Genomic DNA, 17,629 nt, shown 5'->3' with positions numbered 1-17,629 from the left:
GAAGGATTAAGTTCATAGTGGTGGCAGGATTCCAATAAGCTAACCAATTTAGTACCAATTTTGAAATGGCAAAATATGAAACATTGCATAATTAACTGATTGAAAGTATTGAAGATAAAATAGAAAGAATTTTAGATTAACTATAAGGCAAATCTGCGGAAAGGACATTTAAAAATGAAAGTGGTATTTCTATGATACATCAAAGAATAGTCAGAACCATATTGCTTGGAGCGTCAGGAGGAGTCATTGCAAGCATCCTCATGTATCCTTTCCTTTTCTTACAACATGTGTGGTGGGAATTCCTTTAGATGACTTATCCATAGCGAGAGGAATGGCAATAAGTAAGATCAATGATAATTATTATCTCAATTTGATTCTAGGCATTGGAATGCACATAGTTACTGGAGCCATCTCAGAAAACTCAAGATATTAGACTGATAGCATTATACTTGGACAAAAAATAAATTCACAGTGGAGTTATTTAAATTTTTATACATATGAGAGTCCAGTGCCAAACAAAAAAGAAAACATAGAAAATCTTCAAAAGAAATTGGGTGAAGTTCTAGGATTGGAACGAGCAGCTCAAAAAGCAGTTACTGAACTAGTATCGATGAAATTACTAAAATCTAATTCCAAAACTGAAGCAGAAGAAATCCAAGAAGAGGCAAGTACACATGAGGAAAAAATTCAAGAAGTGGTAAGTATTTTTTCTGATGATAAAGATGTCCGATTGGATATTGGAAAAGTAGAGGAAAGTGCTAAAGAAACAGAAGAGAAAGCAACTAAAATTATGAAAACCTATCTTGGTGAAGAGCCTGATACACCAGAAGCATTAGAATTCTTGTGTTTAGCTGAAGGTGGAGAGGTGACTCATTATGAAGTGCTGCAGGCTATTTGTGGAAACTTTGATAATAAAAAGGCGTTATCAACAGTAAAATCTATCCTAAAAGAAGAACAAAGACATCTTACTCAATGTATCGATATGGCAAAAGCGGCAGTTTCATAATGAATTCGTTGCTTAGGTCGTCATTTTAAGAATTCATCTTCCATATTTTTAGTATTTATCCCATTCATGCTAACAGTAGGTTCACTAACAATAGGTTTGTGAAACAAATTTGACATTAAAAAAAGTCCTTATAATGGTGACAATTTTGTTAGCCAACGGAGTAATATTTTTAGAAATAGAGTCCATATCATACAAGTATAATATACCTTATATCGAAGACGACATTAGATGCTAAACTGAAATAAATAATAAATTATCGCGATGTTTTTTTCCATATGAATATTTGATAAAAACCACATAATTAGAGGGCAAACCCCTAGTGATATAGAGGTTTATTGTATGACTTCATTCTAGTATAAGCATGGGTTACAATTACAACCTGCCTGTTTTTATGATTTATTAATTATATAAAGTTGTTTTCATAATATCTACCGATTAGCCATATCTATAGAGGAAAGGGAGCAAAAATTGAGTAAAAGATTATCCTTAAAAGAACTTCTTGAAATAAAAACGGGAGAATTAATAGCAAAGACCGAAGACCTCAGAGAAGCAAACGAGTCTCTTCGTCTTGCAAATGTCGATATCGACCAAAAGGTAAAAGATATAAAAAGATATAAAAAAGATCTAACAGAAACGGAGCAGAGTCTTATTAGAGCCAATAATAAACTGATTGAAACAAACCAGAACCTCATAAATATGAATAACGAAATGATAGAGGTAACTAAAGATCTTGCTATGGCTAACGAACAGATAAAGCAGTTAGCATTGAAGCAAAAAGAGTTTATAGATATCACAGCTCATGAATTAAGAACCCCCACTCAATCAATATTAGGGTACAGTGAGATGATAATATCTGAACCAAACACTAATATCGAATATATTAAAATCATAGTCAGAAACGCAACTCGAATTCAAAAGCTTATTTCCAACATATTAGACATGGCAACAATAGATAATCTTACTATTCAATTGTACAAAGAGCAATTCAGTTTACCCACCCTGATATCGACAGTTGTTCAAGATTTCAGAAATCGGACTCGAGCCAGTAAAGGAAATGTGGATTTACTGTATGATGATACTAGATCTAACCCTAAGGAAGTAAGCAAAGATGTAATTGTAGAAGCTGACAAGGATAGAATTGCTCAAGTACTCATCAACCTTGTGGATAATGCAATTAAATTTACCGACAGTGGTAAGATAGTTATTACTATTAGTACAAACGTAACTAATACAGATACGGACAATTTTAACCATACTAAAGAAATAATTATCAAGGTAAAAGATTCTGGCAAGGGTTTAAACCCTGAATTTATTTCTAGAATCTTCGAAAAATTCTTTACTGGAACTGAAACTGGTGGAATAGGGCTTGGTCTTTATATCTGCAAAGCCATTATTGAAGCACATGGGGGTCGAATCTCTGCTCAAAACAACAAGAATGAAAAAGGAGCAACCTTCTCGTTTAGTTTGCCATTAAATGAGCGATCAAGTTATACAGATACCAACTGAATAAAGTCGACATCATACTCTCATATGATACTAAACTAGAATTATAAAATATCTCGATTGTTTTCATCTTGTACAAACTATGAAAGAGTGTAGCGCCGCCGAGTAGGCGGTGCATAACACTAGCGAAGAAAGAATCATACAGGGCAACTTCAATAAAATCTAATTACGAAAAAAGTAACAAAACATTAAGTCAATAAAAATTCCATCAAATATTCTCTATTTAACCTAACTTCTTTCCTAATCGTCTCCAAGGCTTCTTTGATGGGCTTATTTGGCTCAAGTGACCACTCGACACGATAAAAGACCTTCTCCCCAATGGGCTTGACATAGGCCCGAAAGGCTCTCAACAAAGGGAATCTGAAAGTCAGGTAGGGTTACCTGGGCAACAGCATATTATTACTCCATCTTCACCCTGGCAACATCTTGCTCATACTCCACAATTAGTATAAACAAATAGCATTAGAGTTAGAACAACATTCATTCACAGTCTCCACAAGAATCTAACAAGTCAGTTTTTGAAGAAAAAGAGATAGGAGAAGCAAAAGCATGATTATGATTCCAGGTATTGTCGTATCAGGTTGCTAGTCTTATCATATAAACAAGTAATAAGTTTAACCTGAATTCAACTTATAACAAATACTTTTAGCATGTGGTCAATAGTTATTGCGCCGCCGCGTAGGCGGCGCGAAATCTAATAAATCAGAAACCCGAAATCTGTAAAATATTGAGACTATTTGGTAGTTTTGCCTTCGGAATCATCTTTATCTCTACGAAGTAACTCAAATGCACTTGCTATTTCAAAAGGCCTTTCAATCGCTTCCTTTATGCCCTTTTCTAGTGGTACGTCTTCTTTGGTACTTACATCCTCCTCTATTCGCAAACACCTTCCACATATAGGCATAATCTTACCGTAGATCTGAAACACTCGACCCAAAGCCCTTATCTTGATACCTTCCTTGCTATACCAATGTGAAATGTGAGGATATTTTTTCTCCAACTCCGATGTGATGAGGGTGACATCTCGGTCATATTGCTTTAGAAGCCATTCACCTGTCGGCGGCACCACAGAGGATCCATAAAACTCCTGGCTTAGAATGTAGGAAATCTTTCCCACTGTTTCAAAAAATTCCTGGCAACCACCAGTATCATATAAGTTGAATTGTCTGTATGAACATTCGACTGCGACTATTACTTTTCCGTTAGGATAAACTTTGACTGTGCAACTTCTCTTATGTTCCAGTCTAAACTGTTTTACCTTGGCTTTATTCTTTGAGCTTTTTATAATCCATTCTTTAGTCTTGGTAAGTGACAAATAGATTTGTTTAATGTCTTCGACTTGTTCAACTGTTGCTGTTAGAGGATCATACATCTTAATGTGTATAAAAAATTTGTGAAACTGGGGCTTCCTTCCTGTAATCTCATTAATCAATATCTGGATGACTGAAAGTGGTGGATTCTTGGAATCTACGATCTGACCATTGCCTTTTGACTCCGATTGTTTCTCCAGGAACCTTTCTATTATAGTAGACAAAAAGTATTCATTGAACCTTCCCTTTTTGTATCCATTTAAGGGAATCAAAAGCTTTTTACTTTGGCATTCATACAAAATTTTCTTTGCGTATGTGTATGTATATTTTAGGTCTATAATGTCCTGCCTGATAAGACCTCTATTTTCTTTGAAATGTATGTTATATGCAAGCCTGGCTATTCTTTTGAGCCCCTTTGAAAGTTTGATCTTGGTGATTGATTCCCAATGGTTGATGGCACTATCCGCCGCGTCCGAATAGGACGCGGGGCTGGATGGATAGGAGGATGACGACGAATTAGCATAGGAAAGTTCGTCCTTTGATTTACTATTAATGAGAGATTCTTTATTGGTATCCTCTATGACCATAGAAGATACCTTTTTAATTCATAATGCTTGTAATCGGAAAAGCAATCAACGGCTTTTGTGAAATTGGTAACCATTTTGCTTGAAGTAGATGTAAAAAGTAGGGAATACATGTAATGTGGTGCGTATATCTTGAGTGACGGGACGACTTTAAGGCAGAGGTATTTGGATGTTACCTGTAGTTTGCTTAAGTTCTTTATCTTTTCTTCGGATATACTGTAGCTTAAATAGTTGGAGTTACCTTTTTGAGATAAAACAATCCAATTCTTAGGATTTTTAGTTGAGATGAAATAAACATAGCATCGATTTGAATGCTTATATAATGTCTCTTTTGTTTTCTCAATATTGGAACATATAGTAATATACATTGTTGTTGCTCCGATTAGACTTTTTGTTCTATTGCGCTCTTTCCAAGGGCAATTTATTATACATGATTTCTGCTTTTGCATATCATCATAAATGATACCATTATGTTCTAAAATTTTAATCTTCAATTCGTTACCCATCCTTGTTTTTATATATCTAGATCCTTGCTTTGAATTCATGGACCATCTTACTTTTTTCTTTAAAGCATACTCTGGTAAGTAATCGCTGTCCGCTGTTATTGCTGAATGTCTGATACAATAAGGATTCCATTTCTTGGTTCTTAGAAGATACTCTAGTTTTTCCCTTTCTTCTACATTTCTTATCTCATTTGATTTTACTATTCTGCTAATTCTTGATTGAAGTTGTTTCATCATCGTCCACATCGCATCTGATTTTATAGGTGCTCCCGTTACTCGGTTACATATTAATCGTGCATCTAATTCGTTCTTAAAGGGGTGTTCATTGAGCCAGTCTCTGACATAAGGGAATGAAAGCGTCAATAGTATAGGACCTGTCCCTGTCTTAGCCTCATGAGGAACTTCGCCTTCTCCATATTTTTCTCTAAGTCGAATATTTTTAATTTTTAACAATGTTACTTCATGATTTCTTGCATCCAAGTCCCAGAATAACGCTAAAGCGGCTTTATTCCGTTTTGAGGGCTCGTAGTTTATAATCGTCAATAGTTCTTCCCTATCCCATATATCATTCTGAGAATAAGGACTAAGTCTATTGGTTCTTTTCATTTTTATTCTTAAAAAATCAGGAGTTATCCATTCAGGAAAGTTCCTGTTATTTTCATCGTTTTTTGCTTTTGTATTATACAGCCACCTAAAGAAGAACTTCAAATGATTCAGATAGTGATTCCATGTGGTGATCCATTTCTTTTCTGGATCTATTCCAACAGGTTTTATCTTGCTATCCAAGAAGTTGTGAATATCTTTCTCACTTGCTTCTGATAAAATCTTAAGAGGATGAAAGAAATTATCAAAATTCAAAATGACTTTAATATTATTAATTATGTGCCTTTCACTGGAATTGTTGTTCCTCATGAAGTTGTGGAATTGATTAATTAAATCTGTCTTCTCTATTATCGATAAATCTTGTACCTTTGCTAATAGTGTATCTAGTTTAATTGGAACCTTAAATCAACTCCTTTGAAAGTGTACTATTGATAAAGAAGTATTTCAACCCGTATACCTTATGGGCCGAAAGGGATTTGAACCCTCGGCCTTTCGATTATCAGTCGAACGCTCCACCAAGCTGAGCTATCGGCCCTTTTTTTCTATTTTCTAAAGGCTTTATTTTTGTAATATAAATGTAATTTATTGTATTCCAAAGGCTAGTTTTTGCCAAATACTCAAGCTTGACTTACATTGTAAATAGTAAACGACGCTCAATCTCTTAAATTTAATTATCCTTACCTCTATTACTCTTTACCAAGCTGAAAATATGAACTAATTTAGACCAAAGTTATATATTTCCAATTTGAAAGTTTCATTTTTTACTATCATATTTAGCATTTGCTTTCGGATATAGTATTCTAGTATTTTGTTCTAGATTTAACTAAAAATTCCGTCAAAAATTCAATAACCATTCTGGTATTCTAAATAAAATAAGTAAAAAAATATACTACCGTGTTTTATCATTAACTGCTTGAGTAATCGAATCCGATGTATTGCCATTTTTACCAAAAGAAATAATGAAGAATCTAGAAAAGTTTCTTACTTGTTAAGAGAAAAGTTGGCTCAGCAAGGGATTAATGTCATAGACTTTAGGAGGGACTATGATTCACATCGGCCAGAAATGGGTATAGATGTTGATTTGGCTATAGCTATCGGGGGCGACGGAACTACCATCAAGACTTTTAGAACGTTACCTCCGGATATACCAGTACTTTGTATAAACGCAGGTGGTACTCGCGGAATTTTATCGGAGGTATCAAAAGATTCGGTAGATTCGATAGTGGACCCGCTCTTGAATGGCCATTATTTTCTCGATAGAAGGATAAGAATAGTAGCACAGATTGGTGATGATACTACGGTTCCTGTTTTAAACGATTACGTCATAATGCGATCTGATCTTACGAAAACACCTTTGTTTTATCTCTCTATCAATGACGATGGATACAGTCAAAAGATGGATGGAATGATAGTTTCAACTCCTACTGGATCTACAGGGCATTCCCTATCCAATGGCGGGCCCATACTTCAAGAACATTTGGATTGTATGTTGATTACTCCAATAGGATCCGTTAATAGACTGCCTTCTTTTGTGTTACCTTTGATAGCAGTTACTATTAGCGCGAATCATGATCTCAAATTAATCATGGATGGACAGCTTGTTAAGGAAATCCCGGAGAACCAGCATATAAAGATTTCAAAATATCGGTATGATGCAGTTTTTCTCAGATTCAATAAGAATGATACTCGACAGATGAACAAACTTGGATTCTAGAAAAGAATTTGTAACAGATTCCAATATTTTTTACAGTGGAATACCATTTCAAACCACCTCAGATTATGTTTATTACATAACACCTGCTATTCAGGAAGAAATAAATCACATTAAGAGACGAATTGATGGCTTAAATTTATTGATAACTGCAGGAAAGGTAATAATTCATGAACCCGATAACATTGTGCATTCTATCGTCAAACGAAAATGTATAGATTTGGGCCAAATGGAATTATCAAAAGCTGATCGTTCTGTAATTGCACTTAGCTTACAGCTCCATTTACCCATTTTATCGTCCGATTATGCTCTGGCCAATGCTGCAAAATATTTTTCTATAAACGTTTTGACGCCCGGGAAAAATAAATTTGTGGCAAAAAAAACAACAAAGTATTGCAGTATATGTAAGACTTTTTTTGATTTAAAATCAAGTTTTTGTAACAAGTGTGGTAACTCCTTAGTACTCAGAAAAGAAAAGATTCGCTAGTAAAAATTCATATTGCGATCTAACTTACTAATGATACATCAGCCAAGTTTGCAACTATTCTTTTATCATGAATTTTTGAAAATAGATTTCTTGTCCTTAGATATCGTTTCGGTTCTTACTGATTGAATTTAGGCAAATTTCTTATAAGAATAGACAGTTAAGTTCTTAAGTAATTGATGTAATTGTGGTATATGAAAAATAATTTAAGTTTCACACATAGGAGAATGACAAATATGGTTAATTATTTTTTAAGAGATGTATTGTAGATCAATCTGCAAAAAGTATAAAGCATACAAGACTAACGACTCTTTTAGTTACTACAGTCAAGGTTATAAATTATGCAAAGAATGTGAATTGTTTCTTGAATGGCAGGGATTTAAATGTCCATGTTGTAACACTATTCTGAGGAGTAGACCGCATAATTCATTTTCTAAACAGCGATTACGTTTTAGTCAACATTGACAATCAAGAAAAAATGATTGATATACTGGTCGATAAAATCATTTCTTAAAGTAATCATTTTGCTGAGGAGTTAACCTGTCTATCTTTAAACCAAATGAATCCATTGCAGCCAATATTATCTTTCTTTCAATTTTTTTTGGTGTATTATAGATTTGGTTATCTAATTTTTCATGAAATTGAGAAAGGTAAACAATAGACAAGAACTGATTTGCAAAAGAAATACTCATTACTTCTGGAGAGTTACCTTCTGCACCTACCAAATTGATGACCCTCCCTTTCGCTAACAAGTAAATTTTCTTTTTTTTCTCTCCGACCCTATAGCATTCGATATTCATTCTTGGAGAGAAGTGATTCTGGTCTATAGAATTCAAATAATTTATGTCGATTTCTACGTCAAAATGGCCAGCATTGCATAATATTGCCCCCTCGTTAATTTTTTCAAATTGATCTTGGCCAATAACATTTACTTGACCAGTACAAGTTATGAAAATATCTCCATTTGATATTACTTCATCTAACGGCTTTACTTCAAAGCCATCAAAATATGCCTCCAATGCTTTCAGTGGATTGACCTCTGTAATTGTAACTTTGGCTCCCATCCCGTTAGCACACTTTGCTACTCCCTTTCCAACCCATCCATAGCCGCAAATTACAATCCTCTTACTAGACAATAGTATCCCTGTAGTTTTTAGTATCCCTTCTATTGTACTCTGTCCTGTTCCATATCTATTATCAAACAGATATTTTGTCCTTGAACGATTTACTGCGATGATCGGGTACATCAACAAACCTTCTTTACCCCATGCCATGAGTCTGTTAACTCCAGAAGTAGTTTCCTCAGTTCCGCCCATAACGTTGAACTTTCTACACAATGCCCTTTTGTGAAGCTCTCCTCCATCATCGGTAATAATGTTAGGCTTGGTATCTAGTACGCCTTCCATATTGCTGTAAAAATCTAAGAGGGTATCATCCTTTTTAGAAAAAATCTTAATGTCATTTTTTATCAAAAATGATTTGACGGGATCCTGAATTGAGAGTGGATTGGCAGGGCACAAATTAACCTCTGCACCAGCTTCTTTCAGTGCCATGAGCAATACCGATGTTTCTTTTGTTATGTGTAGGCAAATACCCAGTCTAAAATTTTGCAAGGACTTTTTAGATACGAATCTACGAGTTAAACGGTCTAGAACGGGCATGTGCTTCTTTGCCCACAAGTATTCGGATTTTCCTACCTCATCTTCCTCCTTAACCTCAGTACTGATTGCCATCCAAATTTCATCTCATTCTAAATGATCTGGTGGCAATAGTTCCATTTTCTACTTATAATCGCTTAGTATGTCTGAGTATCTTGGATCCTTGTATGCAACGTATTTAACATATTCTCCATAGGTCTTATCAAAACCGCAATTATCACACTTGACTATAGAAAAATCATCGCTAAGAAATGCCGCCTCTTTACAATCAGGACATCTTATTTTCACTTAAATCGCTTTTAGTTGTTTTATGATTGGCTGTCTTACCTTTCTAAATACCCTGAACCCGCAAATACATTTTATCTCTGGTAAGTATGACAATTCTTCTGCTGTTACGTTAGTGCCACATGACATACATTCATACGTTACCGCACCCATAACTTCGTTACTCATACGTAATATCTCTCCGAACAGCTATATAATTATTATCCAAACAATAGATGTAAAGTAAAACACCTACCTGTTCTTTCTCACTAATTTGGCTATTATTTTGGTCAAATTGGTTGAGAATACCGTGAATATGAACAAATGATTAATCTGCAAAACCTGTACATGCACAATAGCCAAATTCGTCTATCCGTTTATCACACCGGGGACATTTTTCAAAGTAGTTGACCTCCCACATGTGTTTGCCATATAGTTGATAATGTGTATCGATTTCTAAAGGAACAGTAAATTTCTGATCTGTGTTCTCTGACTGGGGATCTTTAATTGAACCCTTATCCTTTTTATTCAATACTCAAGTTATTATAGAAGGCAATCCCCTATTTCTATTTAATTGTCGTTAAAACTAATTATTATGAGGATCCTCTATGTTATTAATCCAAGATGAAAGACTACTCTTTAGTTAATGATGACCTTATTAGAAAAATTATAAAGCCGCGAAGTATCTTGTCGAGAAAAGGGGAAAACGGTATAGCCCTAGTGGTTGGGGGGAGCCGAATCTATCATGGAGCTCCTCTACTAACTTCCTTAGCTGCTTTAAGGAGTGGGACTGACTTGGTCTATACTGCTATTCCAAAGATCAACTTAATTTCATCTCGAATTTTTTCACCGGATCTTATAATCTTACCATTTCCAGATGACAAGTTGACTACTGGATCAGTTAGAAGACTATTAAACACCCTACCGAAAAAAATTAATGCTGCAGCGATTGGGATGGGATTGAATGTATCCAAATCGCAACCTTTGATTTTGCTTATCCAGGATCTTTTGGGGGCTAATTCTCATCTAGTAATAGACGCTGGGGCTCTCCTTCCTGAGATATTACCAAATATATCCAAGAATGACACCATAGTTACCCCACATGCTGGAGAATTCAAACGGCTTTTTGGTGATAGCCCTACTACAAAGTTATCTGAGCAGATCGAACTGGTATCGAGAAAAGCAAAGGAATTCGGCTTGGTAATTGTATTGAAGGGATATCAGAATATAGTCTCTGACGGGGTGAGCACTTTTGTTTTGGAAAGGTCCACCCCATCAATGACTGTAGGGGGGACAGGAGATGTGCTTTCAGGTCTAATAACGGGATTCAGGACAAAATATGGATCATTACATTCTTGTTTACTTGGTTTATTTTTTAACGGGAAGGCAGCATCACGGTTATCGAGTAAGATAGGATTTCACATGCTAGCTTCTGATCTTTTAAGCGAGTTACCCTTCGTAATGAAGGAATATGATACTATCAACTGATAACATTATGAACTAATTTACCGACAAATCACATATTGATAGGGTCTATTTTATTATTCTCCAAAGGGGTTGTTTCCATCTTGGCCCAAGTGTCATTGAATTGACTAACTAAAGTGGGAACAAAAATTTCATGAGAATCAAAATAGGCTGATTTTGTGCCATCGTTATTAATAATAATCATACTATTATTATCAAAGATAAACATATTTGTACTAATTTTAGCACTTTTCTTATCTATCGCGTTAGGTAAAATTATTGAATCCGCCTGGCACAGAAAATCAAACAGTATTCTTACTTTTACGCCTCTATATATGGCCTTCAATATTTCTTCCTTAGAGGCATTTAAAATCACGTTACCCCAATGATTTAAAGATATGGCAATTGATTCATTTGTATTTTTTAACAATTCAGTAATCTTGCTATCCGTGCAGAATTGATTTAGGACTAGGTATCTTTTCTCCTCAATTCCCTTATTCTTTAGTCCGTTTTCATTAATTTGCTGAAGTGTATCTATTATTTTTTTTAAACTGGTAATCCTGCTTTCATACTCACTTAATATGTTGTCAAAGGAATCCTTGGGAGAAAGGGCCCTAAACATTAATGGCTTTTGGTAGTTTATAAAAACCAGGTTCTTTTTTTCCAGCTTTTTTAGAATAAAGTAGATTTTCGTCCTTGGCAAATTTGAGTAATACGCTATTTCAGTTGCTGAAATCATGCCCTTGCCAAGCAGACTATAATAAGCTGATGCCTCGTATTTTGTTAATCCTAACTCTTCTAGACCACCAAGAATTTCGTTATTTACACTACCATCAGTTGACATGACAAATAATAATTTTGCATAAAGGATAGTAAGAACGTGTGTCAAAATTATTGTATTAATAATTAAAAAAAGACAACCACAAGTCCTTTTCGACTAATGCAAAACAGGTTTATTTTTTTTTATTCTTTTGCTTAAAACTATTTACTTCATATCCTATCAAACAAATTAGAAATATACCATGAGAACGTAATACTATGACACTTGCGCCACAGGAATTAGAGAATACTGCAAGCAAATTTGCCGCCGAAGCTATCAAACTGGATTCTCAAGGATCACATTCATCAGCAATAAACTCTTATCAAAGGGCTAGTGAAGCATTAATAAAGTTAGTTCAAATCTATCCAGAATACAAGTTAAATAGAGTGTATCTAGAAAGGGCAGGTGCCTATCAGAATAGGATTAAAGCTATACAAATGGCAAATGGAATACTAGGGGAGGATAGGAAGCCTTCAGCCGAGCCCGATTTAAAGCGAAATAGTATCATGGAAAATCCGGTGCCAAAGATGAACTCCAGAATTAATAACGTTATTCCTCCAAATAAGACAAATTTGCACAATGATATTCAGAATGGACGGAATAACCCACAGTCTACAGATTCAGACAAAATTCAAGAGTTAGGTTCAGAGCTAGCAAACCTGATACTGAAGGAAAAACCTCTGGTGAGTTGGAAAGAAGTAGTGGGGCTTGAAGATGCCAAAAGAGCCATTCGTGAATCCATTGTATACCCAACAAGACGTGCCGATTTATTCCCATTGGGTTGGCCCAGAGGTATTTTGCTTTTTGGACCCCCTGGTTGCGGAAAAACTTTACTTGCCGCCGCCGCCGCCGCCGAAATTCATGGTTACTTCATAAATATTGATGCGGCCTCAATGATGAGCAAATGGTTGGGAGAAGCAGAAAAAAATATTTCAAAACTATTTACCTTTGCCAGAGCTTTGCACCAGAAAGAAAAAATTCCTATTTTGTTATTTATTGATGAAATAGATTCCCTTTTGGGGACCAGGAACGGAGAAGTTGGTGGAGAAGTTCGTGTAAAGAATCAATTCTTGACCGAAATGGATGGAATTAATGGAAAATCTAAGGAATCCTTCCTCTATGTAATAGGTGCAACCAACAAACCTTGGAGTCTTGAATCTGGATTTTTGAGAAGGTTTCAAAAGAGGATCTATGTGACCCTTCCTGATATGGCTTCCAGACGGAACCTTTTCAAACAATATGTTTCAAAGCTTACAAAAGACCCCTCACTGAAGGTAGATGAATTGGCTAGATTATCCGAAGCTTACAGTGCTAGTGACATCAAAGACATTTGTCAATCTGCACAGCTAAGGGTCGTAAATGAACTCTTTGAAAAAAGTGAACCATTAGTAGATGATGATCTGCCCAGGGAATTGAATTTGGCCGACTTTAAAGAAATGTTTAAAGTTAGAAAACCTAGTGTGAGCTCAGATATGATTAGGGCTTATATGCGTTGGAGTGAACAATTCAAAGCCCTATGATTCCTTCTTAAACCTATCAATTCCCTCATTAATTATCCGTTCAGCTATCTTACTATTCTCCCAGCCGGTGACTTTTACAAACTTACCTTTTTCTAACTCCTTATAGTGCTCAAAGAAGTGCTTTATTTTATCTAAAGTTCGGCTATCCAATTGATCTATTTCATTGTATCTGGCATAATCAAAATCAATCTTATCATTGGGTACGGCTATGATTTTGGAGTCTTTCCCTTCTTCGTCCTCCATGATCAAGACACCAATCGGCTTTGCTTTGACCACTGAAAGGGGAGAAAATTGATCGTTACTCAATATCAGGATATCTATTGGGTCCCCATCTTCTTCCTTAGTTTGGGGTACAAATCCATAGTTAAATGGATATACCATGGAGGTATGTAGCTTTCTGTCTACAAACAAAATTCCGGTTTCTTCATCCAATTCATATTTGATGTTACTATTCTTAGGTATTTCAACTACTACGTAAATGTCACCAGGTGGATTCTTTCCTGCTCCAATTTGACTGAATTTATTCACATTAAGAGATTTTTACAATTTTAATATAATTCTATTTATGAGAGGATCCTTTGTCAAATTGCTTCTGAACTATAACAATTTTTATATAATTTCCTGTCATTCCTGTGTGTTGCTAGGATGCGCAAAAATCGCGCACTCGAATATTTGAATTTATTTACTCATCAGGTCGCCCAAAGCATGTAGCAGAAATCTGGTTGTGTTTTTTGGCCCTGATAGGAACCCAAGTTCCAAAAATATAAGAATGGATGGACATTTGTTTTTCAGTATAGTATGAAATTGGGGGATAAATTTGAGCTAAAGACATTTGAAAATCAAGTTAGAGCCTATTATGATGATCCCACAATAAAAACAAACATCAACGAATATCTTAGAAATCCTGAAAATTTTAAAAAGACGATAGGCTACGTAGAAGGGCCACCTACTATGAATGGGGAGCCACACCTGGGTCATATTAGAGGGAGAATAATTAAAGATCTCTGGTTTAGAAAATCTACCTTAGAAAAAAAGAAGATGGAGTTTCAACCAGGCTGGGATTCTCAGGGTTTACCGGTCGAACTGCAAGCAGAAAAGATTCTAGGGTTAACCGGTAATAAATCAGATAATCTCCGAAAAGTTGGAATCAAGAAGATCGTCGAAACTTGTAAAAAATTAATTCTTGAATATAACAAAAAATGGGTAGAAGTAGATAATTTGATTGGGATGTCTTTCAATTATGATAAGGGCTACTGGACTTATACAGATACATATATTGAAAGAGAATGGAAATACATCAGCAAAGCATTAGAAGATGGGATATTGAAAGAATGGTTTCGAGTTGTAGCATATTGTCCATCTTGTCAAACGTCTTTAAGTAATGCTGAAATCAATCAAAGTTATGAACAGGTAGAAGATCCTTCATTCTATTATAAGGTAAGACTAAAAGAATCAGCAACTTTCCTAGTGGTATGGACCACAATGCCTTTTACATTAATTACTGACGAATTGGTGGGTGTAAATCCAGAGGCTCAATATTTAACTTTAGAGGTGGATTTTAAAGGCAAAAATGAAAAATGGATTGTTTCCGAAAATAGAGTTAAAGAATTAATGGCCGACTTGAAGATTGAAAATTATGAAGTAGTCGATACATTCTCGGGCATAAAACTAGAAGGTCAGTATTACATTCATCCCCTACTAGAAAATATACCGGGATTGAATGATCTCTCTTCCCAAGGAAAAATCCATTTTGTAGTGGCAGAAAATTTTGTGGATGTTACTACCGGAAGTGGAATTGTTCACTTATCACCAGCCAATGGAGAGGAGGACTTTGAAATAGCAAATAGACGTAAATTACCAATCTTTGTACCCATTGATGACAAGGTATTCTTTACTAAAGATGCCGGCAAGTACAAAAATCAATTCGTAAGAGATGTTGATCCAATAGTTGTTACTGACATGCAATTGACAGATTCGGTGGTAAAGATAGGCAAGGTAACCCATAAGTACCCTACTTGTTGGCGATCTCATCACAAAATAGTTTGGTTGGCAAGGAAGGAATATTTCTATATGATTGATGTTTTAGGAGATCAGCCTATAGTTGCTGCATCAAAGGTAAACTATTTCTACGAGCAACCAAAAAATCGGTTCCAAGAGATTATTAGAGAAAAGGTCCCTTGGTGTATATCGCGAGAACGAGTATGGGGAACACCGCTTCCAATTTGGAAATGTACCAAATGCTCTTTTAAAGAAGGGTTATTTTCCAGGAAGGCAATTATCGCAAGAGCATCTTATTTGCCTGATGGAGAAACATTTGAATTACACAGGCCCTGGATAGATGAGGTACTAATCGATTGTTCTAAATGTCAAAACAAAATGAAGAGAGAATTATTTGTATTAGATACATGGCATAACAGCGGAAGTGCCCCTTATTCATCACTTTCCGATGCAGAATATGATACATTAATTCCAGCTGAATTCTTAACAGAGGGGATTGACCAAACCAGAGGTTGGGCATACACATTATTGATGCTAAATGTTATTTTTAAAAAAAGTCCCCAATCTCCATTTCAATCGTTCCTGTTCACAGGGCATGTTTTGGATGATAAAGGAAACAAGATGAGCAAGAGTTTAGGAAATGTTGTTGATGCAAAATCCCTACTAACTGGCAATTCTGTGGACCTGGTAAGACTTTACTTCATATGGAAATCATCTCCAATAGAGCCGTTAAATTTTGACATTAGGGAAATGTCTTCTAGACCTCATCAGGTTTTAAGTACACTTTTTTTCTTACATATTTACTATCAGCAAAATGCGAACTATGATCAATTCAAATTCACTGAGTGGTACTCAAGGTCGGGTTGGAAGGCAAAGGATCTTTCATTGAGAAGTCAAGACGTTTGGATCTTGACAAAGCTTAAAGACTTAATCGATGAATCCTCTCATTTGTTAAATAACTGTAGGTTTCATGAAGCTTCTCATGCGGTTGAGGACTTTATAATAAACTCATTAAGTCAAACATATGTTCCTTTAATAAGATATGACCTTTGGAGTGATGATCTTGATAACCAAAATAGGAGGTTTACTGTATATAGAATCTTATCTCGATGTTTATTGACAATTGATATCATACTTCATCCTATTTGTCCATTTTTTACTGAATATCTTTACCAATCATGTTTTAAACTGTTTGATTCGATTTTGATGGAAAATCTGCCTGGAGGTGAAGAATTAGCCACGATAGCTAACAAAAAAGTTGAAGCAGCGTTTGACAAGATCAAGGGGATCTCATCCTTATCATTTTCATTGAGAAACCGACACAAGTTGAAAAGGAGGTGGCCGCTAGAATCAGCACAGATTTACGTTGATGAGATTGAATTTCTAAAAGTGGGAGGGATAAAAGAATTGTTAAAAGAACAAATGAACATTGAAAGTATTGAAGTTAAGAAACTCAGGGCAAATAACATCGTTGAAAAAATAATAAATCTATTGAACCTTGATGCTCCAATCATACCTTCAATTGCCATAAACAGAAAAAGTGTTGCCAAGATTGTTAAAAGCGATATTGGCATATTAGTTGACAAGTTTGAAAATGAAGATAAAATACAGATTCTTAATCACTTACAAGTGAAGGGGTTTTATCATTTAGATTACTCACCAAATAAATCAATAGATTTGACTATGACTGACATGGATTTTACATTTATCCCGAGAAGTGGTTATGTAATGGGGGAGAAGGAAAATACAATTCTCTTGATAAATACTTCTAGAAACGAAGAATTAATAATAAAGGGTTTGGTGAAGGATTTGGCTCGAAACATTCAGCAACTTCGAAAAGAATTAGGATATTCTCCTACCCAGATACTTGATATCGCATATATTTCCAATTTTTCTCCTGAGGAAATTTCAAAATTACGTGATTTTGAAATAGATCTAAAGAATTTGGTACGGGTAAACAGGATTGAATTTTCAGATAAGACTGATGAAGAAAAAGGATTTAAAAAAATAGAACTAGACGGTAGAGAAATTTCAATTTATATACTTTAGTATCATACATAACATGGATCACTACAGTTAGCTCACAATTTGCTGATAGAATCTGATTTAGAAAATAAGTTTACTCTTTTAGAATGTAGAAATTTTTTTCTGCCGAGGAAGCGTAAACAAAATAAATTTTATACATCATGTACTATCCATTT

14 protein-coding genes and 1 tRNA gene are annotated in these 17,629 nt (G+C 35.1%); 7 read left to right on the top strand and 8 right to left on the bottom strand.

The genetic code is table 11. The features are described 5' to 3' along the window. Positions 1–508: 508 nt before the first annotated feature. On the top strand, positions 509–1,006 hold the full coding sequence (locus NMY3_RS13055; RefSeq protein ID WP_196816274.1) for a hypothetical protein: 498 nt from the start codon (positions 509–511) through the stop codon (positions 1,004–1,006). Between the two features lie 468 nt (positions 1,007–1,474). Continuing rightward, positions 1,475–2,512 carry a sensor histidine kinase gene (locus NMY3_RS13050; protein WP_196816273.1) on the top strand — a complete coding sequence of 346 codons (1,038 nt, stop codon included), beginning with the start codon at positions 1,475–1,477 and terminating at the stop codon, positions 2,510–2,512. Between the two features lie 730 nt (positions 2,513–3,242). On the opposite strand, the gene NMY3_RS13045 is transcribed toward NMY3_RS13050, so the two are convergent. The 3 genes from NMY3_RS13045 to NMY3_RS13035 form a co-directional block, all read right to left on the bottom strand. Then, positions 3,243–4,406, bottom strand: a complete 1,164-nt coding sequence (locus NMY3_RS13045; RefSeq protein WP_196816272.1) for a hypothetical protein — start codon at positions 4,404–4,406, stop codon at positions 3,243–3,245. Then, a complete protein-coding gene (locus NMY3_RS13040) occupies positions 4,397–5,818 on the bottom strand; it encodes a hypothetical protein (RefSeq protein ID WP_231100072.1) in 1,422 nt (473 codons plus the stop codon). The genes NMY3_RS13045 and NMY3_RS13040 overlap by 10 nt, the downstream gene beginning before the upstream one ends. 152 nt (positions 5,819–5,970) lie before the next feature. Next, positions 5,971–6,044 (bottom strand) — tRNA-Ile (locus NMY3_RS13035). Positions 6,045–6,422: 378 nt separating this feature from the next. On the opposite strand from NMY3_RS13035, the gene NMY3_RS13030 reads away from it, so the two are divergent. Further along, positions 6,423–7,223 carry an NAD(+)/NADH kinase gene (locus tag NMY3_RS13030; RefSeq protein WP_196816270.1) on the top strand — a complete coding sequence of 267 codons (801 nt, stop codon included), beginning with the start codon at positions 6,423–6,425 and terminating at the stop codon, positions 7,221–7,223. Then, positions 7,213–7,707, top strand: a complete 495-nt coding sequence (locus NMY3_RS13025; protein WP_196816269.1) for an NOB1 family endonuclease — start codon at positions 7,213–7,215, stop codon at positions 7,705–7,707. The genes NMY3_RS13030 and NMY3_RS13025 overlap by 11 nt, the downstream gene beginning before the upstream one ends. 500 nt (positions 7,708–8,207) lie before the next feature. Here NMY3_RS13025 and NMY3_RS13020 read toward each other — a convergent pair whose 3' ends face one another. The 3 genes from NMY3_RS13020 to NMY3_RS13005 form a co-directional block, all read right to left on the bottom strand. Then, on the bottom strand, positions 8,208–9,437 hold the full coding sequence (locus NMY3_RS13020; RefSeq protein WP_196816268.1) for an adenosylhomocysteinase: 1,230 nt from the start codon (positions 9,435–9,437) through the stop codon (positions 8,208–8,210). A gap of 213 nt (positions 9,438–9,650) precedes the next feature. Next, on the bottom strand, positions 9,651–9,815 hold the full coding sequence (locus NMY3_RS13010; RefSeq protein WP_134482808.1) for an RNA polymerase Rbp10: 165 nt from the start codon (positions 9,813–9,815) through the stop codon (positions 9,651–9,653). Positions 9,816–9,954: 139 nt separating this feature from the next. Further along, entirely contained in the window at positions 9,955–10,158 is a 204-nt protein-coding gene (locus tag NMY3_RS13005; RefSeq protein ID WP_231100071.1) for a hypothetical protein, read from the bottom strand. A gap of 92 nt (positions 10,159–10,250) precedes the next feature. Between NMY3_RS13005 and NMY3_RS13000 the strand changes: the two genes are divergently transcribed. Then, entirely contained in the window at positions 10,251–11,114 is an 864-nt protein-coding gene (locus NMY3_RS13000) for an NAD(P)H-hydrate dehydratase (protein WP_196816267.1), read from the top strand. A 28-nt stretch (positions 11,115–11,142) separates the two neighbouring features. Here the strand turns inward: NMY3_RS13000 and NMY3_RS12995 are convergent, their stop codons facing one another. Further along, positions 11,143–11,934 carry a TrmB family transcriptional regulator gene (locus tag NMY3_RS12995; RefSeq protein WP_196816266.1) on the bottom strand — a complete coding sequence of 264 codons (792 nt, stop codon included), beginning with the start codon at positions 11,932–11,934 and terminating at the stop codon, positions 11,143–11,145. Positions 11,935–12,128: 194 nt separating this feature from the next. Between NMY3_RS12995 and NMY3_RS12990 the strand changes: the two genes are divergently transcribed. Beyond that, complete coding sequence (locus NMY3_RS12990; protein ID WP_196816265.1) at positions 12,129–13,430, top strand: AAA family ATPase; 1,302 nt, start codon at positions 12,129–12,131, stop codon at positions 13,428–13,430. Here NMY3_RS12990 and ppa read toward each other — a convergent pair. Continuing rightward, entirely contained in the window at positions 13,425–13,958 is a 534-nt protein-coding gene (gene ppa / locus NMY3_RS12985; RefSeq protein ID WP_196816264.1) for an inorganic diphosphatase, read from the bottom strand. The genes NMY3_RS12990 and ppa overlap by 6 nt on opposite strands. A 270-nt stretch (positions 13,959–14,228) precedes the next feature. Here ppa and NMY3_RS12980 point away from each other — a divergent pair, with 270 nt between their 5' ends. Then, entirely contained in the window at positions 14,229–17,477 is a 3,249-nt protein-coding gene (locus NMY3_RS12980) for a class I tRNA ligase family protein (RefSeq protein ID WP_196816263.1), read from the top strand. Positions 17,478–17,629: the final 152 nt, after the last annotated feature.

It is taken from the genome of Candidatus Nitrosocosmicus oleophilus, assembly GCF_000802205.1.
GTDB lineage: Archaea > Thermoproteota > Nitrososphaeria > Nitrososphaerales > Nitrososphaeraceae > Nitrosocosmicus > Nitrosocosmicus oleophilus.
The sequence above is the reverse complement of the archived record's forward strand: the minus strand, read 5'-3'. Positions and strand labels throughout refer to the sequence as shown.